At 64.0% G+C, this 21,501-nt stretch carries 18 protein-coding genes and 1 pseudogene; 8 read left to right on the top strand and 11 right to left on the bottom strand.

Translation table 11 applies throughout. From position 1 onward, the window contains the following. Positions 1-373 precede the first annotated feature (373 nt). Together fahA and hmgA are read right to left on the bottom strand one after the other, a co-directional pair. The gene (gene fahA / locus NK8_RS02935) at positions 374-1,660 is read right to left on the bottom strand and encodes a fumarylacetoacetase (protein WP_213227333.1); all 1,287 of its coding nucleotides are present in this window, start codon (positions 1,658-1,660) and stop codon (positions 374-376) included. Next, positions 1,657-2,994: a homogentisate 1,2-dioxygenase gene (gene hmgA, locus NK8_RS02930; RefSeq protein WP_213227331.1), complete on the bottom strand. Its 1,338-nt coding sequence runs from the start codon at positions 2,992-2,994 to the stop codon at positions 1,657-1,659. The genes fahA and hmgA overlap by 4 nt, the downstream gene beginning before the upstream one ends. A gap of 231 nt (positions 2,995-3,225) precedes the next feature. Here hmgA and NK8_RS02925 point away from each other — a divergent pair, with 231 nt between their 5' ends. Next, positions 3,226-4,050, top strand: coding sequence for an EAL domain-containing protein (locus tag NK8_RS02925; protein ID WP_213227329.1), 825 nt, complete (start codon positions 3,226-3,228; stop codon positions 4,048-4,050). 47 nt (positions 4,051-4,097) lie between these two features. Here NK8_RS02925 and NK8_RS02920 read toward each other — a convergent pair whose 3' ends face one another. Next, the gene (locus NK8_RS02920; protein WP_213227327.1) at positions 4,098-5,639 is read right to left on the bottom strand and encodes an FGGY-family carbohydrate kinase; all 1,542 of its coding nucleotides are present in this window, start codon (positions 5,637-5,639) and stop codon (positions 4,098-4,100) included. A 315-nt stretch (positions 5,640-5,954) separates the two neighbouring features. On the opposite strand from NK8_RS02920, the gene dalD reads away from it, so the two are divergent. From dalD to NK8_RS02905, 3 genes are all read left to right on the top strand, one after another. Beyond that, positions 5,955-7,334: a D-arabinitol 4-dehydrogenase gene (gene dalD, locus NK8_RS02915; RefSeq protein WP_213227325.1), complete on the top strand. Its 1,380-nt coding sequence runs from the start codon at positions 5,955-5,957 to the stop codon at positions 7,332-7,334. A 185-nt stretch (positions 7,335-7,519) separates the two neighbouring features. After that, entirely contained in the window at positions 7,520-9,001 is a 1,482-nt protein-coding gene (gene xylB, locus NK8_RS02910) for a xylulokinase (RefSeq protein ID WP_213227323.1), read from the top strand. A gap of 148 nt (positions 9,002-9,149) precedes the next feature. Beyond that, positions 9,150-10,097 (top strand): sugar-binding transcriptional regulator, encoded by a 948-nt coding sequence (locus NK8_RS02905; protein WP_162065012.1) that lies wholly within the window; start codon positions 9,150-9,152, stop codon positions 10,095-10,097. Positions 10,098-10,101: 4 nt separating this feature from the next. Here NK8_RS02905 and NK8_RS02900 read toward each other — a convergent pair whose 3' ends face one another. The 7 genes and pseudogenes from NK8_RS02900 to NK8_RS02870 form a co-directional block, all read right to left on the bottom strand. Next, positions 10,102-10,974: an MOSC domain-containing protein gene (locus NK8_RS02900; protein WP_213227321.1), complete on the bottom strand. Its 873-nt coding sequence runs from the start codon at positions 10,972-10,974 to the stop codon at positions 10,102-10,104. A gap of 135 nt (positions 10,975-11,109) precedes the next feature. Next, complete coding sequence (locus tag NK8_RS02895; RefSeq protein WP_162065010.1) at positions 11,110-12,246, bottom strand: ABC transporter ATP-binding protein; 1,137 nt, start codon at positions 12,244-12,246, stop codon at positions 11,110-11,112. 43 nt (positions 12,247-12,289) lie between these two features. Then, positions 12,290-13,003, bottom strand: a complete 714-nt coding sequence (locus tag NK8_RS02890; RefSeq protein ID WP_213227319.1) for an HAD family phosphatase — start codon at positions 13,001-13,003, stop codon at positions 12,290-12,292. Positions 13,004-13,013: 10 nt separating this feature from the next. Continuing rightward, a pseudogene (locus tag NK8_RS02885) lies at positions 13,014-13,802 on the bottom strand (carbohydrate ABC transporter permease); the annotation flags it as partial. Positions 13,803-13,861: 59 nt separating this feature from the next. Further along, positions 13,862-14,800: a carbohydrate ABC transporter permease gene (locus NK8_RS02880; RefSeq protein WP_213227317.1), complete on the bottom strand. Its 939-nt coding sequence runs from the start codon at positions 14,798-14,800 to the stop codon at positions 13,862-13,864. 68 nt (positions 14,801-14,868) lie between these two features. Then, positions 14,869-16,227 (bottom strand): sugar ABC transporter substrate-binding protein, encoded by a 1,359-nt coding sequence (locus tag NK8_RS02875; RefSeq protein WP_213227315.1) that lies wholly within the window; start codon positions 16,225-16,227, stop codon positions 14,869-14,871. 227 nt (positions 16,228-16,454) lie between these two features. Then, a complete protein-coding gene (locus NK8_RS02870) occupies positions 16,455-17,228 on the bottom strand; it encodes an L-iditol 2-dehydrogenase (RefSeq protein ID WP_162065005.1) in 774 nt (257 codons plus the stop codon). 320 nt (positions 17,229-17,548) lie between these two features. Here NK8_RS02870 and NK8_RS02865 point away from each other — a divergent pair, with 320 nt between their 5' ends. From NK8_RS02865 to NK8_RS02850, 4 genes are read left to right on the top strand one after another with little or no spacing between them, the layout of a single operon-like run. Next, on the top strand, positions 17,549-18,007 hold the full coding sequence (locus NK8_RS02865) for a Fur family transcriptional regulator (protein WP_061172936.1): 459 nt from the start codon (positions 17,549-17,551) through the stop codon (positions 18,005-18,007). 39 nt (positions 18,008-18,046) lie between these two features. Then, on the top strand, positions 18,047-18,928 hold the full coding sequence (locus NK8_RS02860; protein ID WP_213227313.1) for a metal ABC transporter solute-binding protein: 882 nt from the start codon (positions 18,047-18,049) through the stop codon (positions 18,926-18,928). Further along, complete coding sequence (locus tag NK8_RS02855) at positions 18,916-19,812, top strand: ATP-binding cassette domain-containing protein (protein WP_213227311.1); 897 nt, start codon at positions 18,916-18,918, stop codon at positions 19,810-19,812. Before NK8_RS02860 ends, NK8_RS02855 begins: the two co-directional genes overlap by 13 nt. An 8-nt stretch (positions 19,813-19,820) precedes the next feature. Next, positions 19,821-20,609, top strand: a complete 789-nt coding sequence (locus NK8_RS02850; protein WP_162064996.1) for a metal ABC transporter permease — start codon at positions 19,821-19,823, stop codon at positions 20,607-20,609. A 43-nt stretch (positions 20,610-20,652) separates the two neighbouring features. Here NK8_RS02850 and fghA read toward each other — a convergent pair whose 3' ends face one another. Further along, positions 20,653-21,501: an S-formylglutathione hydrolase gene (fghA, locus tag NK8_RS02845; RefSeq protein ID WP_213227309.1), complete on the bottom strand. Its 849-nt coding sequence runs from the start codon at positions 21,499-21,501 to the stop codon at positions 20,653-20,655.

Raw genomic sequence — 21,501 nt, 5'->3', positions numbered from 1 at the left:
GGATGCGTGTGCTTCTGTGCTTCTGTGCTTCTGTGCTTCGGCGTTTCGCTTTTTTCGTTGGTTTCCCTTGCATACCCAACGGCAGCGCGAAGCGCTGTGCCGAAGCCCTTTCGTGCTGAACCAGCACGCTATACGTTCTAGCTCGTCAGACCGTGCGCGGTCCACGCCCGGTTAGGCCTACGAGGGCACTCGCTACTGAGCCCACGATCAACGAGAAGAACACCCAAATTGCGTGTGACCGCGGGCGTCTCAAGCTGCTTTCTTTGGTTACTTTCTTTGCAGCAGCAAAGAAAGTGACTGCCGCCCCGCACAGGGGCAACACCAATAGACCGACACGAATACGGGATCCGGCGACACGACACACAGAAAAAGCTCAGGCAAGCGCCGCCAGAACCCGCCCAGCACATTCCCCGAACCCTACGCGATAGCCCTCCCCCTGACACCATCCCCGCAAGGTGACTTCATCCCCATCCTGCAGGAACACGCGCTCGACGCCCTCTTCCAGCTTCAACGGCCGCTGCCCGTTCCACGTGCTTTCGAGCAGGCTGCCGCACGATTGCGGCGTCGCTCCGCTGATCGTCCCCGAGCCCATCAGATCGCCGACGCGCGTATTGCAGCCGCCAACCGTGTGATGCGCGAGCTGCTGCGCCATCGACCAATACATGAGCTTGAAGTTGGTGCGCGAAATGCTGGCCGGCTGTCGCGCGCCCTCGGCCCGCAGCAACACTTCCAGTTCGATATCGAACGCGTGATCGCCCGCGTGGCGCAGATACGCGAGCGGCTTCGGCTCCTGCGCGGGCGTCGCGGCGCGAAACGGCTCGAGCGCGTCGAGCGTGACGATCCACGGCGAAATGGTGGTCGCAAAACCCTTCGAGTTGAACGGCCCGAGCGGCACGTATTCCCATTGCTGGATGTCGCGCGCGCTCCAGTCGTTGAGCAGCACCATGCCGAAGATATGCGCTTCCGCGTCCTCGCACGCGATCGGCTCGCCGAGCGCATTGCCCCGTCCAATGATGAAGCCCGTCTCCAGCTCGATATCGAGCTTGCGGCACGCGCCATAGACCGGACGATCCTGATCCGGCAGCTTGATCTGGCCATTGGGCCGGCGCACCGGCGTACCGCTCACGACGACCGACGACGCGCGCCCGTTATAGCCGATCGGCATCTCGGACCAGTTCGGCAACAACGCGTTCTTCGGATCGCGGAACATCGAGCCGACGTTCGTCGCGTGCTCCTTCGACGAATAGAAATCCGTGTAGCCGGGAATCTCGACGGGCAGATGCATCGTCGCATCCGGGCGCGGCACGAGCGCGCGGCGGCGCAGTGTTTCATCGTCACGCAAGATCGCGTTGCCGTGCGCGAGCAGACCGCTCAACGCGATACGCACTTCACGCCACTTCTCGCGGCCGAGCGCGATGAAGTCGTTCAGGCGCGGCTTGTCGAACGCGCCTTGCGCATCGACGAGGCCGGCGCGTTCGAGCGCGGCCAGATCGACGATCCAGTCGCCGATCGCGACGCCCGCGCGCGGTTGCGGATTCACCGCGTCGCTGAATACGCCGAATGGCAGATTCTGGATGGGGAAGTCGCTCGCGGGATCGTTCGCGGATTCGATCCAGCTTTTCAGGGCGGGCGCGAGTGTGGCCTGCAGCGCGTCGTTCATCGTTGCTCCGGGTTGAAGTGTTTCGTGAGGCCTTGCCAGCACTCGTAGTAGTTCGCCTGCAACTGCGCGGTTTCGAGCGCGAACTGCGTCGGCTTGATGAGCGTGCGCGTCTCGAACATGAAGGCCATCGTGGCATCGACCTTCGCGGGCTTCGAGGTATCGCTCTTCGACGCCTTCTCGAAGGTCTCCGCATCCGGCCCGTGCCCCGACATGCAGTTGTGCAGACTCGCGCCGCCGGGCACGAAGCCTTCGGCCTTCGCATCGTAGACGCCGTGCACGAGGCCCATGAACTCGCTCGCGACATTGCGATGGAACCACGGCGGGCGGAACGTATCTTCGGCTGCGAGCCAGCGCGGCGGGAAGATCACGAAGTCGATCGTGTCGACGCCCGGCGTGTCGCTCGGCGATTGCAGCACGAGGAAGATCGACGGATCGGGATGGTCGAAGCTGATCGAGCCGATGGTGTTGAAGTGGCGCAGATCGTACTTGTACGGCGCGTAGTTGCCGTGCCACGCGACGACATCGAGCGGCGAATGACCGATATCCGCGCGCCACAGCACACCGTTCATCTTGGTGACGAGTTCGAATCTGCCTTCGCGGTCTTCATAGGCGGCGTGTGGCGTGAGGAAGTCGCGTGGATTCGCGAGTCCGTTCGAGCCGATCGGCCCGAGATCCGGCAACTGCAGCAGCGCGCCGAAGTTCTCGCAGATGTAGCCGCGCGCTTCGCCGTCGGGCAATGCCACCGAAAAGCGCACGCCGCGCGGAATCACCGCGATCTCGTACGGCTCGACATCCACCTTGCCGAGTTCGGTCGCAATCGCGAGGCGGCCTTGCTGCGGCACGATCAGCAATTCGCCGTCGCTGTTGTAGAAGAAGCGGTCCTGCATCGAGCGGTTCGCCGCGTAAAGGTGAATCGCGCAGCCGGACATCGCTTCGGCGGCGCCGTTGCCGGCCATCGTCACCCAGCCGTCGATGAAGTCGGTCGGCGCGGCGGGCATCGGCAGCGGGTCCCAGCGGAGTTGATTGGGCGGGGTCGCGGGCACGTCGGCGAAATTGGCGACGAGCTTCGCGCGCAGCGCGTCGGCGGGCACGCGCGTGAACGGCTTGTGCACCGCGCCCGGCCGGATGCGATAGAGCCACGAGCGGCGATTGTGCGCGCGCGGCGCGGTGAAGGCGGTACCCGAAAGCTGCTCGGCATAGAGGCCGTAGGCGGCGCGTTGCGGCGAGTTGCGGCCGATCGGCAGCGCGCCCGGCAGCGCCTCAGTGGCGAAGTCGTTGGCGAAGCCGGATTGATAGTGCTGGTTCGCGTCCGTGTGCGTCTCGAACGTTGGCATGGTCGAAATCCTCGACGAAAGAATGGGTGCGAGCGCGTTGTCGCTGCGTTTTACGCATAGTAAAACCAATTACGATTAGTGAAATTCATCGTAAACCCTTAATCGACGCGCTTCTTCCGGCATATCAATATGTGAATTTGGTGCTGGACGCGGTGTTGCGCGCTGATACCATCGACCATTCAAACGACAATCGCCGGTGCGGCACGCCTCCATAAACCGAACGCTCCATCCATGATCGCCCCGTCCCTGCCTGAACTCGTCGCCCGCGCCGCGGAACATCCGTTTCTTGGCGCGCATGTCGTGCTCGGCGAGAACGAGCATGCGGGCGAGGCGATCGCGCATTACCGCGACTTGTGCATTTCGAGCGCTTACGAGCCGATCTTCGATGTCGGCACGCATAGTTTTCCGCAGACCTTGAGCGCATCGCCGGAGAGCGCCGAGCGGTTCGGCGATGAGCTCGGCGTGCAGGCGCTGACCCTGATTCAGGGCGATGCGCCGCGCGATCCTTTCGGGCAACTGGAAGACGATCGCGAGCTGGTCGCGCTGGACCGGCTATCGCGTGCGCTGCATGCGTTCAACTTCTTCGGGCCGCATCGGCCGGGCTTGCTCTTCTTGCGTGTGCATGAGCGGCTTTTGAAGAGCGTGAAGTATGACCATGGGCTGCACTTCTCTTCGGTGCTGACGGAGTTCGGGATGAGCCCGTCACGGGTGGTGATCGAATTGCCTGCGGCGGCGGTCGCGCACAAGACGTTTCTTGGGTATCTCACCAAGAGCTATCAACACTACGGGTTCAAGGTCGCGGGGAATTTGCCCAATGCAGGGCAGATCATGGCGGTGTCGGATATGGCGCGGCTCGACTTCATCAAGATGGATGCGGGGGCGGCCCTGCGGGATTCAGTGGTGAAGCATCTGGTGGCTTATGCGCATCGGTTGAGGATTCCGCTCATCTTTTCCAATGTCTGCGATGAAGCGCAGTTCAATGCGTTGCAGCAGTTCGATGTGCATTTTGTGCAGGGGCCGGTTTTTGATTCGCATCCGGTGTTGGGTGGGCGGTAGGGTTTTGGGGGCTTCTATGGAATCCTGAATTCGCGTCACCCCCACCCTCACCCCCTCAACCGATGCATCAGCGGCTTCAACGCCGGATAGATCTCCCGATAAACCTCGAAGCGTTCCGCATAGACCCTCTCCCGCGCCTGCTCCGGCCGAGCCCGCTCGATCAACGTCACCCACCCGCCTTCGGCGGTCTCCCTCGACACGAGCCCCGCCCCCAGCGCCGCCAGCAACGCCGCACCCATCGCCGCTTCGACGTCCTGCTCAATCGACAGCACCGGATACCCGGTCACATCCGCGATGATCTGCATCCACAGATCCGAATGCGCCGCGCCGCCCACGACGATCAACCGGTCATCCAGCGACTGCGCTCCACGGCGCCCCGCCTCCATGTTGTGCTTCAACGCAAACGCAACCCCTTCGAGCACCGCACGATAAAGCGTCGCACGCGTATGAAACAGATTGAGCCCGACGAACGTGCCGCTCGCGTGGGCATCCCAGACCGGGCTGCGCTCGCCCATCAGATAAGGCAGAAACACGACGCCATCCGAACCCGCCGCAACCTGCGACGCGGCCTCTTCCAGCAAGCGATGCGGATCGCCATGCGGCAGCGCCTTCGCCGCGGCGATCTCCCCCTGGCAAAACTGATCGCGATACCACGCCACACACTGCCCCGCCGTGCTCGCGCCGCCGAACACATACAGATCGTGCTTGCCGTTGTACACATGCGGCATCGACACGAGCCCGTGACTCGCATCGACCGTCTGGTTGATATAGCCCCAGCACATGCTGGTGCCGATCATCGCGACGTGATGACCCGCCTTCGTGACGCCCGCCGCGAAGGTCGCGACGGCCGCATCGACGCCACCCGCGACGACCGGCGTGCCCGCCGCCAGACCCAGCTTGCCGGCCCACTCCGGCGCGAGCCCGCCCACCACTTCCGACGATTCGACGAGCCGCTGCGGCATCATCGAAGCGGGTATGCCGAGCATGTCGAGCGCGTCCTGCGACCATGCGCGCGCCGCGACGTCATACACGCCGCCGAGGTTCCCCGCCGAACTATGATCGACGGCCAGTTCACCCGTCAGACGCTGGATCACGAACGCATTGGGCGGCAGAAAATAGCGCGTCTTCTGCCATACGTCGGGCTGGTGATTGCGCAGCCAGAGCATCTTCGTGAACCCGTAGTAACTGTCCACGCCGTTGCCCGTGATCGTTTGCAGACGCTTCATGTCGACATGCTCGCGCACCCACTCGACCTCCGCCGTCGCGCGCCGGTCCATCCAGATGAGACACGGATAAAGCGGCTCCATGTTCTCGTCGACGGGAATGCCCGAGCCGCCGTAGAGACTGCTCACGCAAAGCGCCTTGACATCGCTTGCCGCGACGCCCTTTTCCCGCGCCTTCGACACGACGCCCGCGATGCACGCCGTCACGGCATCGAACCACACCGACGCCCACTGCTCCGCCCACAAGGGCTTCGGCGTGTCCGGATGATAGGCGCTCGAATGCTGCGCGACGATCGCGCCGCTGGTATCGACGAGCAACGCCTTCGTGCTCTGTGTGCCGATGTCGATGCCGATCACGTAATCCATGTCTGTCTCCCGCGTTCTATTTTTCCGCCTATCGTTATAGGCAATTGGCTCACGCACCTTCGTTCAATGGCCGTCGAGTTGACTATCCGGGTTATTCCCGATCCGCTGCCGCCGACGGAATTTGTGCGCCGCAGGGGTGCGTAAATTGCGCGCCATCGCACGATGCACCGCGTCTTGACTTTCGCCCGAGCGAATACGATCATTAGACCATCCGCAGAGCAAATGCTCACTCAGCCGCCTTGACCGTGATCGCGCGGCATCGCGAACCGCCGTCCGCGCAGAACGGGCGCACAGCCAATCAGAGGAAGAGACGACATGACTAGCGAAGCCAACGTGATCCTGCACATCGGCGCCGGGTCTTTTCATCGCGCGCATCAGGCGTGGTATCTGCATCGACTGATCGAGACAGGCGATACGCGCTGGTCGCTCGCCGTCGGCAATATTCGCGGCGACATGAACGCGGTGCTCGACGCGCTGGCCGCGCAGAACGGCGAATACACGCTGGAAACCGTCACGCCGAAGGGCGAGCGCGAGTACGAAACCATCCGCGCGATCAGGAAGGTCGTGCCGTGGTCGGCGGACCTGAGCGCGCTCATCGCGACGGGCGCGGATCCGGCGTGCAGAATCGTGTCCTTCACCGTCACCGAAGGCGGCTACTACCTCGACGAGCACGACAAGCTCGACACGGCCAACCCCGATCTCGCCGCCGACCTCAAAGGCGCGAAGACGACTATTTACGGCGCGCTTGCCGCCATCCTCGATGCGCGCATGAAGAGCGGCGCGGGCCCGGTCTCGCTGCAGAATTGCGACAACCTGCGCAGCAACGGCGACCGCTTCAAGGCGGGCATGCTCGAATTTCTGGAGCGGCGCGGCGAGCACGCGCTGCGCGAGTGGATGATCGCGAACACGTCGTGTCCGAACGCGATGGTCGACCGCATCACGCCACGTCCGACGCCCGATGTCGCTGAGCGCGTGAAGGCCGCGACGGGCTTCGACGATCGCGCGCCGGTGATGGGCGAAAAGTTCATCCAGTGGGTGATCGAGGACAACTTCATTGCCGGGCGGCCCGCGTGGGAGAAGGTCGGCGCGGAGATGGTGGAATCGGTGCATCCGTACGAGGAGGCGAAAATCCGCATCCTCAATGCGAGCCATAGCTGCATCGCGTGGGCGGGCACGCTCGTCGGCTTGCAATATATCCACGAAGGCACGCAGGACCTGGAAATCCGCGCGCTCGCGGATGCCTACGTCACCGATGACGTGATTCCCTGCCTAACACCGAGCCCGATCGATCTCGCGAAGTATCGCGATGTCGTGCTCGACCGCTTCAGCAATCCGTATATCAAGGACACGAACCAGCGCGTCGCCGCCGATGGCTTCTCGAAGCTCCCCGGCTTCATCGCGCCGACGCTCTCCGAATGCTTCGCGCGCAACGTCGATCCGGATTCGACCGCCATCCTGCCCGCGCTCTTCTTCCGCTTCCTCGAACGCTGGCACGAAGACAAGCTGCCTTATGCGTATCAGGATGGCGTGATGGACCCGGCTGTCGCGCACGGCTTCTTCACGGCGCCGGATCCGATCAAGGCATTCACCGGCGACAAGCTCCTGTGGGGCAGCATGGCGCAGACCGAAGGGCTGGAGCGCGTGATGCGCAACGCGATCGCGAAGGTCGATGCGTGGCTTGCGAATCGACCGTAACGCGCGGCCATAAGCAACGCGTTATCACCGTTCCTGTCGCATCGCGTAACCATCAGCCGCGCCGCTCGGGTAATGTGCCCATGGCGCGGCGCGCTGCGTGGCGTTAAATTAGCGCCTCCCGCTGGATTGGCGTCACGCCTGGCCATTGGCCGGGTTCGTTCCCGGCAACGACAAAGGGTCCGTTCATGTACTTAGGCATCGACCTCGGCACCTCCGAAGTGAAAGTCCTGCTGCTCGCCGCCGATGGCGCCGTGATCGGCACGGCGGGCACGCCGTTCACCGTATCGCGTCCGAAGCCGCGCTGGTCGGAGCAGAATCCGCTCGACTGGTGGGAAGGCACGCGCGCCGCGCTCTTCAAGCTGCGCGAAAAGTTTCCCGATGAATTCGCGCAGGTGCGCGGCATCGGCCTCTCGGGCCAGATGCACGGCGCGGTGCTGCTCGATTCACACGACAACGTGCTGCGGCCCGCGATCCTCTGGAACGACATGCGCAGCGACAAGGAGTGCGCCGAACTCTACGAGCGCGCGCCGAACCTGCACGAGATCGCCGGCAATCTGGCGATGCCCGGCTTCACCGCGCCAAAGCTGCTGTGGGTCGCGCACAACGAACCGGAAATCTTCAAGCAGACCGCGTGCGTGCTGCTGCCGAAGGATTATCTGCGGATGCATCTGACGGGCACGAAGGTATCCGATCCGTCGGACGCGGCCGGCACGTTGTGGCTCGACGTCGCGCGTCGCGACTGGTCCGACGAGCTGCTCGCCGCGTGCGGCATGTCGCGCCAGCAGATGCCGTCGCTGGCCGAGGGCAGTGCGCCTTCGGGCACGTTGCGTCCCGAGCTCGCGCGCGAGTTCGGCCTGGGCGAAGGCGTGATCGTCGCGGCGGGCGGCGGCGACAATGCCGCGAGCGCGGTGGGCATCGGCGCGACCGATCCGGGCGATGGCTTTCTCTCGCTCGGCACGTCGGGCGTGCTGTGCGTGATCGGCGATCGTTTCCGGCCGAATCCGGCGTCGGCGGTGCATGCGTTCTGCCACGCGATTCCGGATCGCTGGCATCAGATGAGCGTGGTGTTGTCGGCGGCGAGCTGTCTGCGCTGGGTGTGCAAGCTGACGTCGACGGACGAGCCTACGTTGCTCGCGGAAATCGAAGCCTTGCCTGCCGATGTGCTGCCTTCGGCGCCGCTCTTTCTGCCGTATCTGAGCGGCGAGCGCACGCCGCACAACGATCCGTACGCGCAAGGTGTGTTCTTCGGCATGACCCATGCGACCGATCGCGCCTTGCTTGGCTATTCTGTGCTCGAAGGCGTGACGCTCTCGCTGACCGATGGTCTCGATGCGCTGCAATCGGCGGGTACGCAGGCGCGGGCGTTGTCGATGCTCGGCGGTGGTGCACGCAGCGCGTACTGGGCGCAGATGTTCGCCGATGCTTTCGATACCCCGACTCGCACGCACGGTGGCGGCGAAACCGGTGCGGCGCTGGGCGCAGCGCGGCTCGGGTGGCTCGCAGCGGGGGGCGATCCGGCGACGGTGCTCGCCAAGCCCGAGATCAAGCAGGAGTTCACGCCGAACCCGCAGCGGCATGAGATGCTTCGGCAGCGGTTGAAAGGGTTTCGGGAGCTTTATCAGCATGTGAGGCCGTTGTTCGATCCGGCGCGGCCGAGGTTGGCTTGATTTTGTGGTGCGGGTGGGCTTCTATGGAACTTGTCGGCGTGTCAGTCTGCTAGCGTTGCCCTGTACGGGGTAACGCCAATAAACCGACACGCCAACGGGATCCGGCAACACTCCCCAAAAAACAACAAAACAAAAAGCCAAACCACCAGTGCCCAAGTCCACTGAAAAACTCGACCTCGCAACGCGCGCAGCGTGGCTCTACTACGTCGCCGGCAACACCCAGAACGAGATTGCAGAAAAACTGCAAATCTCCCGTCCGGTGGCGCAGCGCCTCGTCGCCTTCGCCGTCGAAAAGAACCTGATCCGCGTGCGGGTCGATCATCGCATCGCCGATTGTCTGTCGCTCGCCAAGGCGCTCAGCGACCGCTACGGCCTCGCGATGTGCGAAGTCGTCCCCATCGACGGCGACGCCCCCGAGCAGATCGACCGCAAGCTCGCCGTCGCGGGCGCGCAGGTGATGGAGCGCTATCTGTTCGAAGAGAAACCGCTCGTGGTGTCGATCGGCAGCGGGCGCACGCTGAAGGCCTGTGTCGCGCAGATCGGCCAGCTGGACCGGCCGCAGCATCGTTTCGTGTCGATGGTCGGCGCCATCGCGCAGGACGGTTCGTCGAATCGCTACGACGTCGCGCAGCAGCTATCGGAAAAGACCGGCGGCAAGCACTTCATGCTGCCCGCGCCGCTCATGGCCGACAGCGAAACCGAGCGCGCACAGTGGGTCAATCACCGGCTGTATCGCATCGTCAGCGCGCTCGCGCAGCAGGCGGATGTGGCGTTCGTCGGCATCGGCAACGTGGGCGTGAACTGTCCGCTGCACGAAGACGGCTTCATCACGCGCGCGGAAGTCGACGAGATGATGGGCGCGGGCGCCGTGGCCGAATGGCTCGGGCTGCCGATCAATGCCGATGGCAAGCGCGTGACATCGAAGACCGGCGCGCGCGTGACGAGCCTCAAACTCGACACGCCGCCGAAACGCCCGACGATCGGCTTCGCGGGCGGCCAACGCAAACGCGAGGCGCTGATCGCCGCGCTGAAAGGCCAGTGGCTGTCGGGGCTCGTGACCGACGAGTTGTGCGCGAAGGCGGCACTCGACGCGTGACGCGTCAGAAGTCGATTTCGGCTGCCACTTCCTGCCCGACTTCCAGGATGACGCCCTCGCCTGCCACGATGATCGCGTTCTTGCCGAAAGTCAGCGCGCCGTCGAACTGGTCGCTGCCGCGATACGCGCTCATCGTGTCAAGCGGCTCGTGCGGCCACGACGGATTCGGCGCGCCCGTCTCCTGATCGATCGACGGAATCGGACAGCGCGTGCACAGCTTCACGAGGCGTAATCGCACAAATCGCACGTCGCGTTCCGGCACGCGAATCTGCATCTCGCCGACGAAATCCTCCTCATACGCATCGAGCCCGCCGATCACGAGATTCGGCCGGAAGCGATTGGCGGCGATGCCCGGCGCGCCCTTGGTCGACAGACGCGCGTTGAGATCGTCGAGCGATGCCTGGCCGAGCACCAGCAGCGGAAATTGATCCGCGAAACGCGTATGCGCGGCAAGCGGCGCGGTCCATTCGTCGCTGACATCGCGGCGTGCCGTCGGCGCGAAGCGCGCGAGGCGCGCGGGCAGGCCGAGAAACGCAGTGAACCATTGCGCGGTGTACGCGCCGGTATCGAGCGCATCGACGGTATCGCGCCAGACGGTCGCGTGCATCGGCTGCGCATCGGTCAGCGCTTCGGTGCGCAAGGGCGTGCGCAGCGTCGGCATGTCCGGCGCATCGATCACGAGATCGTCGCCGTCGAACGCGGTTCTGATCAAGGCCATGCGCGGATGCGTGCGCTGCGTGAACATGCCGCCCGACGCGTCGGTCACCATCCAGTGGCGGTCGTATTCGAGCCCCGTGTCGAAAAGCGTTGCGCGGCGCAGGGAAATGCCCGCGCAGGATTTGATCGGATAGACGAAGAGTTCGGTCAGGACAGGCATGGCGATATCGGGTGGGAATGCGCCGGTCATCGAGTGTGAACGGTCGTAACCGCGATTATCGCGCTTCTCCCATGCCCCGCAAAAAACAACGGCGCCGTCCTTTCGGATGGCGCCGCCGTTGCATCGTCGACAAGCTCATGCCGCTGTCGCATGCTCCCGCAGCCACGAATCCACGACCTTGCGCGTGAACGCCTGCCCTTCCGCGTTGAACAGATGGCAATGCTCCGCCGACGCCCCGAGCTTCAGCTTCTCGCCGCGCGCGTGCTTCTCCAGCGGCGGAATGCGCGAGATCAAGCCATCCGGCGCGACGTCCGTTTCGGCGTAGAGATACGCCGCGTCGCCGAGCGTCTCGACCGTCATCGCCGATGCGGAAACACCGAAATCACCCGCTCCCGGCGAGTTCGGCTGCAAGTGCTCCGGACGAATGCCGACCGTGACCGCATCGCCCACCTTCGCGTTGCCCGGCAACACGCCGGCGAGCTGCGTCTCGCCCGTCGCGTACTTCACGAGCACGCCGTCGCTCTGCACCTGCGCGATCGTGCCCGACAGAAAATTCATCTTCGGCGAGCCGATGAAACCCGCCACGAAGCGGTTCGCCGGCGCGTGATACAGCGTGTTCGGCGTGCCGACCTGCTCGATGTTCCCCGCCGACAGCACGACGATCTTGTCCGCAAGCGTCATCGCTTCGACCTGATCGTGCGTCACGTAGATCATCGTCGTCTTGAGGTCGTCGTGCAGGCGCGCGAATTCGAGGCGCATCTTTACGCGCAGCGCGGCATCGAGGTTCGAGAGCGGTTCGTCGAACAGGAACACCTTCGGCTTGCGCGTGATCGCGCGCCCGATCGCCACGCGCTGGCGCTGACCGCCCGACAGCGCCTTCGGCTTGCGATCGAGCAGGTGATCGATGTGCAGAATCTTCGCGGCGTTCTTCACTGCCGCATCGATCGCGGGCTTCTTTTCGCCCGCGAGCTTCAGGCCGAACGCCATGTTGTCGTACAGCGTCATGTGCGGATACAGCGCGTACGACTGGAACACCATCGCGATGCCGCGCTTGGCGGGCGCGAGTTCGTTCACCCGCGTGTTGTCGATCATCAGCTCGCCGCCGCTGATGTCCTCCAGACCCGCGATCATGCGCATCAACGTCGATTTGCCGCAGCCCGACGGGCCCACGAACACGACGAACTCGCCGTCGTTGATATCGAGGTTGATGTTGCGCATCACCTCGGTCTCTTCATAACGCTTGGTGATGTTACGCAGTGTCAGGCTAGCCATGGTCTGTCTCCAGTCTTCATTGGCGACGCGTCGCGCGCCGTCGCTATCTGATTTCGAACGCCGCGTTCTGCAGCCATTGCTCGACGAGCGCCGGCAAGCGCGTCATGTCGTCGAATACCGCCTGCGCGCCCGCTCGCTGCAGCGCGCCGATCTGTCCTTCAGTGGCATGCCCGCCGCCGATGAAACCGAGCACCGGCATGCCCGCCGCCTTCGCCGCCGTCACGCCCGTCACGCTGTCCTCGACGACGAGGCAGCGCAGCGGATCGATACGCATCGCGCGCGCCGCCGCGAGATAGACGTCGGGCGCTGGCTTCGGATTCTCGACCATATCGGCGCAGAAACGCCGCTCGCCGAAGAAGCGCAGCAGGCCGGTGCGTTGCAGCACAGCATCGACATAGGTGGAAAAGCTGTTGCTCGCGCATGCCTTCGTGAAGGGCACGGCCGCGAGCGCCTCGGCGATGCCCGCCACGGTCGGCGCCTGCATCGCCGCGACTTCGACCGAACGCCGGATCGCGATGACCTGATCGTGCGTGAGCGTGCGGTTCACCGTATCGGCGGCGCTCGCGAGCACCGCCTCGATGCGCAGGCCGAGCAGCGGCATCACGACCGGCTCGACATCGACGCCCGGCCACAGCGCCTCCAGCTCGGTGACGAGCATGCGCGCCGCCACCGCTTCGCTGTCGATGAGCACGCCGTCGCAATCGCAGATCAGCAGGCGATCTTCGAGATTGGCTTCGTGGGATGGAGTGAGGTTCACGCTCGCATCCTCACTTCACCGCGCCAAACGTGAGACCGCGCACCAGTTGCTTCTGCGAGAGCCAGCCGACGATCAGGATCGGCGCGACCGCGAGCAGCGAGGCCGCCGAGAGCTTGGCCCAGAACAGGCCTTCCGGACTCGAATACGAAGCGATGAACACCGTGAGCGGCGCCGCATTCGAGCTCGACAGGTTGATGCTCCAGAACGCCTCGTTCCACGACAGAATGATGAGCAGGAGGCCCGTCGATGCGAGACCAGGCAGCGCCATCGGCATCAGCAGATAGACGATTTCCTGCCAGGTCGTCGCGCCGTCGATGCGGCCCGCCTCGAGGATGTCCTTCGGCACTTCGTTGAAGTACGTGTAGGCCATCCATACCGCGATCGGCAAGTTGATCAGCGTGTACACGATGACGAGGCCGGACACGGTATCGAGCAGGCCCGTGTTCTTCCACAGCAGGTAGATCGGCACGAGCACGCCGACCGACGGCATCATCTTCGTGGAGAGCATCCACAGCAGGACCGACTGCGTCTTCTTGGTGGGAAAGAAGGCCATCGCATAGGCGCACGGCACGGCGAGCAGCAGACAGATCACCGTGACGCCCAGCGAGATCAGCACCGAGTTCCACGCGAAGCCGAAGTAATTGCTGCGCGCGAACACTTCGCGGAAGCTGTCCAGCGTCGGCGTGAAAAAGAGCGAGGACGAATACGCCTGCTGCTCGGTCTTGAACGCGGTGATCGTCATCCAGAAGATCGGGAAGAACAGCAGGATCGACACGAGCCACGCGACGATGCCGGGCACGATGTTCTTCGCGTGACCGAGTGCGGTGGTCCGCGGCACGCCTGAAACCGGTTGGGTGCTCATGACTCGTACTCCCCTTTGAGGTTCTTCGCGAGCATTCTCACGAGGAAGAACGCGACGATGTTGGCGAGAATGACCGCGAGAATGCCGCCCGCCGACGCGAGACCGACGTCGAACTGCTGCAGGCCGAGCGCGTAGATCAGGTACGACAGATTGGTCGTCGCGGTGCCGGGGCCGCCGCCGGTCGTCGTATAGATCTCCGCGAAGATCGATAGCAGGAAGATGGTTTCCATCATCACGACCACGGCGACCGCGCGCTTCAGATGCGGCAGCGTGATGAAGAAGAACATCGCGAACGGACCCGCGCCGTCGATGCGCGCCGCTTCCTTCTGCTCCTGATCGAGCGACTGGATCGCGGTGAACAGAATCAGGAACGCGAACGGCAGCCATTGCCACGCGACGATCACGATCACCGCGAAGAGCGGATAGTCGGCGAACCAGTCGATCGGCTGCATGCCCATCGAGCGCATCAGGCTGGCGATCAGGCCATACACCGGATGCAGGATCATGTTCTTCCAGATGAGCGCGGACACGGTCGGCATCACGAAGAACGGCGCGATCACGAGCAGCCGCGCGATGCCTTGCCCGACGAACTTGCGGTCGAACAGCACGGCGAGCAGCACGCCGCCCACGACTGTGATCACGAGCACCGAAATGATCAGCGTCAGCGTATGGCCGATGGACGGACCGAAGGCCGGATCGGTGACGAGAAACTCGAAATTGTCGAAGCCCGCGAAGCCTTTGACATCGGGATTCAGCAGGTTGTAGCGCGAGAACGAAAACCAGATCGTCATCGCGAGCGGAATGGCCATCCACAGGAAGAGCAGTCCGGTCGATGGCGAGATCAGCCAGCGCACCGACTTCGCGCGCCGCTTGTCGCGCTCGGCGGCGGACTCCTCCAGAGGATGATCGGTGATGGGGGGATTCAGTTGACTCATCGTTTCACCTCTCGATGATGATGCCTGCGGGCCGTTTCATGATGAAACGGCCCGTGTACCGCGCGGATTTACTTCTGATAGCCAGCTTGCTTCACGGCGCGATCCGCGGCTGCGTTCGCCGCCTTCAGCGCCTGATCGACGCCCGTCTGACCCGCGACGACACCCGCGATCGACTGGCCGACCACCGTGCCGAACGACTGGAACTCCGGAATGCCGACGAACTGGATGCCGCTATACGGCACCTTCTTGAGCGTCGCATCGTTCGGGTCCGCGGTCTCGATCGCCTTGAGCACGAAGTCGCCGAACGGCGCGGCCTGCTTGTACTCGGGGCGCGCGTAGGTCGACTTGCGCGTGCCCGGCGGCACCGACGCCCAGCCTTCGTCCTTGCCGACCATCTCGATGTATTCCTTCGAGGTGGCCCACGCGGCGAACTTCTTCGCGGCGTCCTGCTGCTTCGAGGTCTTCGGAATCGCGAGCGACCACGACCACAGCCAGTGCGAGCCCTTCGGCGTGACAGCGATTGGCGCGGCCGCGAAGCCGATCTTGTCCGACACCTGCGACTGCGACTTGTTGTAGAGCATGCCCGCGGCGACGGTCGCGTCGATCCACATCGCGCACTTGCCGGAGGACATCAGCGTGAGGTTCTCGTTGAAGCCGTTCGAGCTCGCTCCCGGCGGCCCGTCGCTCTTCAGCAGATCCGCGTAGAAGCCGACCGCCTTCTTCCATTCGGGCGTGTCGAGCTGCGCCTGCCACTTCTCGTTGAACCATTCGCCGCCGAAGGTGTTCACGACCGTCGACACGAACGCCATGTTCTCGCCCCAACCCGCCTTGCCGCGCAAGCAGATGCCGTACTGGCCTTTGGACTTGTCGGTGAGCTTGTCGGCGAACTGCTTGATCTGGTCGTAGGTTGGCTGGTCGGGCATCTTGAGGCCCGCCGCCTGGAACAGATCCTTGCGGTAGTACGTCATCGAGCTTTCGACGTAGAACGGCAGCGCATAAAGCACGCCGCCGGACGAGAGGCCGTCGCGCGCGGTCTTCACCACGTCGTCGAGATCGTAGTTGGCGGGCAGGCCGGTCATCGGCGAGAGCCAGCCGCGCTTGCCCCATTGCGGTGCCTCATACGTGCCGATGGTGATCACGTCGAACTGGCCGCTGTTGGTGGTGATGTCGGTCGTCGCGCGCTGACGCAGCACGTTTTCTTCGAGGATCACCCACTTCAGCTGGATGTCGGGATTGGCCTTCTCGAACGCCGGCGCGAGCTTCTTCAGCTCGATCATGTCGGGGTTGTTCAGCGTGGCGATCGTGATGGTCGTCGCGGCATGCCCCGACAACGGCACGAGCGCGGCGGCGGCCAGCGCGGCCGACAGAACCGATACGGCGCGGCGCGCGCGCGGTTGTGCTCGAACGATGCGTTGAGTGCGTTTCATGGAAGTTCGTCTCCTTTTTGTTGGCACGGGCACAGCGGATGGTCTCGATGCATGACCGCACGTGCCGTGTATGCCGCTGCCTGCTTTTGAGGGTGCGCGATCGTGGATCGCGTGGTTGCCGGGTTTATCCTTCCTTCGTCACCATGGCGCCTTCGTCCTGACGCCGTTTCACTATAGACGGTGCTTCCCGCGCTGCAAGCCATAAGCCGCGCGCGAGTGCGGCCGCATCAGCTCATCCAGTTGCCGCCATCGACGTTGATCGTCTGCGCGGTGATGTAATCCGAGTCCGATGACGCCAGAAAGAGCGCCGCGCCAGTCAGATCGGCGGGCAGCCCCATGCGCCCGAGCGGCACTTCCTCGCCGACGAGCCGCTTCTTCTCGCCGAGCGGCCGGTTCTCGTAGCGCGCGAAAAGCGCGTCTACTTCCTTCCACATCGGGGTATCGACGACGCCCGGCGCGATGCCGTTCACGTTGATGCGCTCCTTCGCGAGCGCGAGCGCCGCCGATTGCGTATAGCTGATGACCGCCGCCTTGGTCGCGCAGTAATGCGACACGAGCGCCTCGCCGCGCCGTCCGGCCTGCGACGACATATTGATGATCTTGCCGCCGCGCCCCTGCTCGACCATGCGCTTCGCGACCGCCTGCATCAGGAAGAACATGCCTTTCACATTGACCGCGTAGAGGCGGTCGTAGACGTCCCAGGATTCGTCGAGGATCGGGCGCATGTCGAAGAGCGCCGCGTTGTTGAAGAGAATGTCGACGCCGCCGAACTGCTCGACGGTACGCGCAACGATGCGCTCGATATCTTCGCGTCGCGTGACGTCCGCCTTGAGCGCGAGCACGCGCGCGGCGACGTCCGCGAAACGCTGCGCCATGTCGTGCTCGTCTTTCACGTCGACGGCGACGATCTGGGCGCCTTCCTCCAGATAGCGCCGCGCAACCGCTTCGCCGATGCCGCTCGCAGCGCCCGTGATGATCGCGACCTTGTCTCTCAATCTCACCGATGTCTCCGATAGCTTTGAATCGCTACTCGCCCGAGCGAACGCTCTGCGAATGAACAATTGCTCTCTGTTTGATCGAATGATCGGCGTTGCGCGTGATCGTGTCAAGGCATCGGCACGGGTTTCGATGTTGCGGCGCGCAAACGGCTTGGGGTGTTGGGGAAAACCCGTCTGGCAGGGGCGAGGCAGCAAGGTACGTACCGCGCACGGCAAAAAGAAGCATGCTCGAACATGCACACGATCGTGATACGTTATATCATCTCGGAATCGTCCGACGAGCGGCCTGCCCGCTCGTGCTTCAACCCTTGCAGGACCACGTCATGACCGCATCCCTCGAATCCATTCTGGCGCGCGCCGAAGCCCTCGCCATCGAACGCGGCGTCGCACTCACGCCGCTGCGCCGCCAGGTCTACGAACTCGTGCTGAAGGCGCACAAGCCGATCGGCGCCTACGACCTCATCGACGTCATGGAGCCCAAGCGCGGCGCGCGCGTGCCGCCGACCACGGTGTATCGCGCGCTGGATTTTCTCGTCGAGAACGGCTTCGTGCATCGCATCGAATCGAAGAACGCGTTCGTCGCGTGCTGCGACGCGGGCACGCCGCACGAAAGCCAGTTCCTCATCTGCGATGAATGCGGCGCCACGCTCGAAATCCAGGGCCGCGAACTCGCGTCGTCGCTCTCGGCAAGTCCGCCCGCGCATGGCTTTCAGGTGCATCACCAGGTCGTCGAACTGAGCGGCCTGTGCGCCGACTGTCAGAAAAAGCATCGCGGCGCCTGAAGCGCTTCGCATCGAGAACACTACAACCCGAGGAACCCGATGAAATTCGCGCACGTCCTGACCTGCCTCGCCCTCACGCTCGGCTTTTGCAACGCGGCAACGGCGCAGACCGCGCGCGTGCCGGTCGTCGCGGCGGAGAACTTCTACGGCGACGTCATCCGCCAGCTCGGCGGCGATCGCGTGCAGGTGACGAGCATCCTCAGCAATCCGGATGAAGACCCGCATCTCTTCGAAGCGAGCCCGAAAACCGCGCGCGCGTTGCAGCATGCGGCGCTCGTCGTCTATAACGGCGCGGACTACGATCCGTGGATGGACAAGCTGCTCTCGGCATCGAAGAGCAATGACAAGCGCACGGTGATCGTCGCGGCGAAGCTCGTCGACAAGAAGTCCGGCGACAATCCGCATCTCTGGTACGACCCGGCGACGATGCCCGCCGTCGCCAAAGCGGTGAGTGCGTATCTCGCGAGCGCGGACCCGTCGCACAAGAGCGACTACGACGCGCGCCTCGCGACTTTCCTCGATTCGATGAAACCCATCGACGCCAGCGTCGCGCAGATGAAGGCACGCTACAAGGGCGTGCCCGTGACGGCAACCGAGCCGGTATTCGGCTATATGGCCGATGCGATCGGCTTCGAGATGCGCAACCAGCGCTTCCAGCTGGCGTCGATGAACGAGACCGAGCCGAGCCCTGCCGATATCGCCGCGTTCGAAAAGGATCTGCGCGAGCGCCGCGTGCACGTTCTCATCTACAACAGTCAGGCGACCGGCGCGCTGACGAAGCGTCTGCTCAACGTCGCGAAGGACGCGCATGTGCCGAGCATCAGCGTGACGGAGACCTTGCCCGCGAAGAAGACGTATCAGCAATGGATGCAGTCGCAACTCGACGCGCTCGCGGGCGCACTGCAAGGATGGCAACGATGAACGCCGCCGCACCCACGCAGGCCGCGCTGGAAGTCGATCGCGTGACGCTCGCGCTCGGCGGGCGCGAGATTCTCAACGACACGAGCTTCACGGTACGCAACGGCGAGTTCATCGGCGTGCTCGGGCCGAACGGCGCGGGCAAGACCACGCTGATGCGCGCGCTGCTCGGGCTCGTGCCGGTCAAGAGCGGGACGATCCGCGTGAACGGCGAAGCGGTCGAGCGCGGCAATGCGTCGATCGGCTATATGCCGCAGATTCGCACGGGACTCGCCAACCGGCGCGTGCTGGGACGCGATTTCGTCGCGATGGCGGCGGACGGGCATCGCTGGGGTCTGCCACATCGCAATGCGCAGATTCGCGCGGATGTCGAACGCGTGCTCGATCTCGTCGGCGCGCATCAACTGGCTTCGCGACCGTTGTCGGAACTGTCGGGCGGCGAGCGTCAGCGCCTGTTGCTCGCGCAGTGTCTGCTCGGCAATCCGCGTCTGCTGCTGCTCGACGAGCCGCTCATCAGCCTCGATCCGCGCCATCAGACGGGTGTCGTCGAACTCGTTCGACGCGTGCAGCGCGAGTTGAACATCACCGTGCTGTTCTCGGCGCACGAACTCAATCCGCTTTTGAATTCGCTCGATCGCGTGCTGTATCTCGGCAGCGGGCGCGCGGCGCTCGGCACCGTCGATGAAGTCATCTCCAAACCCGTGCTGTCGCGTCTGTATGGATCGCCCATCGACGTGATGCGCGTGAACGGCCGCATCTTCGTGATGTCGGGCGATGTCGAAATCGACAAGCTCGATCACGCGCACGAGGAAGGCGAAGAGCATGAACACGAGCATGAGCATGATCACGCGCATGAGCACGGTCACGGTCACAGCCACATCAAATAGAAAGCACAATGTTCGAATACGACTTCATGGTGAATGCATTCGCGGCGTCGGGGATCGTCGCGGTGCTGGCGGGAATCGTCGGGTATTTTCTGGTGCTGCGCGGGCAGACCTTCGCGGGTCATGCGCTGTCGCACGTCGGCTTCACCGGCGCGACGGGCGCGGTGCTGCTCGGCGTGTCGCCGCTCTGGGGGATGGTCGGCTTCACGCTCGCGGCGGGCGTCGGCATGGGCGCGCTCGGCGAGCGGCTCTCGGGCCGCGATGTGGCGATCGGCGTGATTCTTTCGCTATCGCTCGGGTTCGGGCTGCTGTTTCTGCACTTCTTCACCGCGTATGCGACGCAGGCTACGGCGCTGCTCTTCGGTAACGTGCTCGGCGTGAGTCATGAGACGCTCGTGGTGCTGGCGGGCCTCGCCGTCGTGAGCCTCGGCGCGCTCGGCTTCATCATGCGGCCTTTGCTGTTCGCGTCGTTGCAGCCGGAGCTTGCGGAGGCCAAGGGCGTGTCGTTGCGGCTCGTTTCCGTGCTGTTTCTCGCCATTACCGCGCTGGCGGTTGCGGCTTGCACGCAGATCGTTGGGGTGCTGCTCGTCTTCGCGTTGATGGTCGGTCCTGCGGCCGCGGCGCAGAATGTGACGACGCGGCTGTCGTCAGGGTTGATCCTCGCGGCGCTGTTCGCGCTCGGGCAGGCGTGGATCGGGCTCGCGCTCGCGTATTACACGGACTGGCCGACGAGCTTCTGGATCACGATGTTGGCCGCGCTGGTGTATGGCGCGAGTTTGCTTGGGCGACGCGGGCATTGATGCGGTTGGCTTGGGCTGCTACGGACCAAGCCAACCAGATCCTTCACCGACACAGCACCTTCGCATGATGCGCGACATGCTCACCCACAAAAGTCGCGATGAAGAAATACCCGTGGTCATAACCTTCGTGCCGACGCACGATCACATCATGCCCCGCTTCCCGTGCGTTGCGCTCGAAAACCTCCGGATGCAACTGCTCGGCAAGAAACTGATCCGCCAGCCCCTGATCGATCAGAATCCCGCCTTCGAAGCGCGAGGCAGCATCCCCCTTGATGAGCTCGCTCGCATCGTATTGCTTCCACGCCTCGCGATCATCGCCGAGATAGCCCGAAAACGCCTTCACGCCCCACGGACACTGCGACGGCGCCGCAATCGGCGCGAACGCCGACACTGAAGCGTACAGATCCGGATTGCGCAACGCGAGCACGAGCGCCCCATGCCCGCCCATTGAATGCCCGAAGATGCCGATACGATCCTCGCGCACCGGCAACTCCGCCAGCACCGTCTCACGCAATTCCCGCGTCACATACGAATCCATGCGATAACGCCGCGCCCACGGCTCACGCGTCGCATCGACATAAAAGCCCGCGCCGACGCCGAAATCCCACGCGTCTTTCTCACCCGGAATATCCGCCCCGCGCGGGGATGTGTCCGGCGCGATCAGCGCAATGCCGTGCTCGGCCGCGTAACGCTGCGCGCCCGCCTTGATCGGAAACGTCTCCTCGGTGCAGGTAAGGCCGGCGAGATAAAACAGCGCCGGCACCTTTTGCGACGCGGCCTCCTTCGGCAAGAAAACGGAAAAGCGCATCGGCAAACCGATCGTCTGCGAATCGTGACGATAGATGCGCTGCACGCCGTCGAAGCAACGATGTTCTTCCACGAGTTCCAGCAT

This window comes from Caballeronia sp. NK8 (genome assembly GCF_018408855.1).
In the GTDB taxonomy this organism is placed as follows: Bacteria; Pseudomonadota; Gammaproteobacteria; order Burkholderiales; family Burkholderiaceae; genus Caballeronia.
This window is presented reverse-complemented; position numbering and strand designations above follow the sequence as displayed.

What these genes read in the sequence shown, in the direction of transcription:
- fahA (WP_213227333.1), bottom strand. Translation starts at nt 1,660, where the DNA reads ATGAACGACGCGCTGCAGGCCACACTCGCGCCCGCCCTGAAAAGCTGG.
- hmgA (WP_213227331.1), bottom strand. Translation starts at nt 2,994, where the DNA reads ATGCCAACGTTCGAGACGCACACGGACGCGAACCAGCACTATCAATCC.
- NK8_RS02925 (WP_213227329.1), top strand. Translation starts at nt 3,226, where the DNA reads ATGATCGCCCCGTCCCTGCCTGAACTCGTCGCCCGCGCCGCGGAACAT.
- NK8_RS02920 (WP_213227327.1), bottom strand. Translation starts at nt 5,639, where the DNA reads ATGGATTACGTGATCGGCATCGACATCGGCACACAGAGCACGAAGGCG.
- dalD (WP_213227325.1), top strand. Translation starts at nt 5,955, where the DNA reads ATGACTAGCGAAGCCAACGTGATCCTGCACATCGGCGCCGGGTCTTTT.
- xylB (WP_213227323.1), top strand. Translation starts at nt 7,520, where the DNA reads ATGTACTTAGGCATCGACCTCGGCACCTCCGAAGTGAAAGTCCTGCTG.
- NK8_RS02900 (WP_213227321.1), bottom strand. Translation starts at nt 10,974, where the DNA reads ATGCCTGTCCTGACCGAACTCTTCGTCTATCCGATCAAATCCTGCGCG.
- NK8_RS02895 (WP_162065010.1), bottom strand. Translation starts at nt 12,246, where the DNA reads ATGGCTAGCCTGACACTGCGTAACATCACCAAGCGTTATGAAGAGACC.
- NK8_RS02880 (WP_213227317.1), bottom strand. Translation starts at nt 14,800, where the DNA reads ATGAGTCAACTGAATCCCCCCATCACCGATCATCCTCTGGAGGAGTCC.
- NK8_RS02875 (WP_213227315.1), bottom strand. Translation starts at nt 16,227, where the DNA reads ATGAAACGCACTCAACGCATCGTTCGAGCACAACCGCGCGCGCGCCGC.
- NK8_RS02865 (WP_061172936.1), top strand. Translation starts at nt 17,549, where the DNA reads ATGACCGCATCCCTCGAATCCATTCTGGCGCGCGCCGAAGCCCTCGCC.
- NK8_RS02860 (WP_213227313.1), top strand. Translation starts at nt 18,047, where the DNA reads ATGAAATTCGCGCACGTCCTGACCTGCCTCGCCCTCACGCTCGGCTTT.
- NK8_RS02855 (WP_213227311.1), top strand. Translation starts at nt 18,916, where the DNA reads ATGGCAACGATGAACGCCGCCGCACCCACGCAGGCCGCGCTGGAAGTC.
- NK8_RS02850 (WP_162064996.1), top strand. Translation starts at nt 19,821, where the DNA reads ATGTTCGAATACGACTTCATGGTGAATGCATTCGCGGCGTCGGGGATC.
- fghA (WP_213227309.1), bottom strand. Translation starts at nt 21,501, where the DNA reads ATGCTGGAACTCGTGGAAGAACATCGTTGCTTCGACGGCGTGCAGCGC.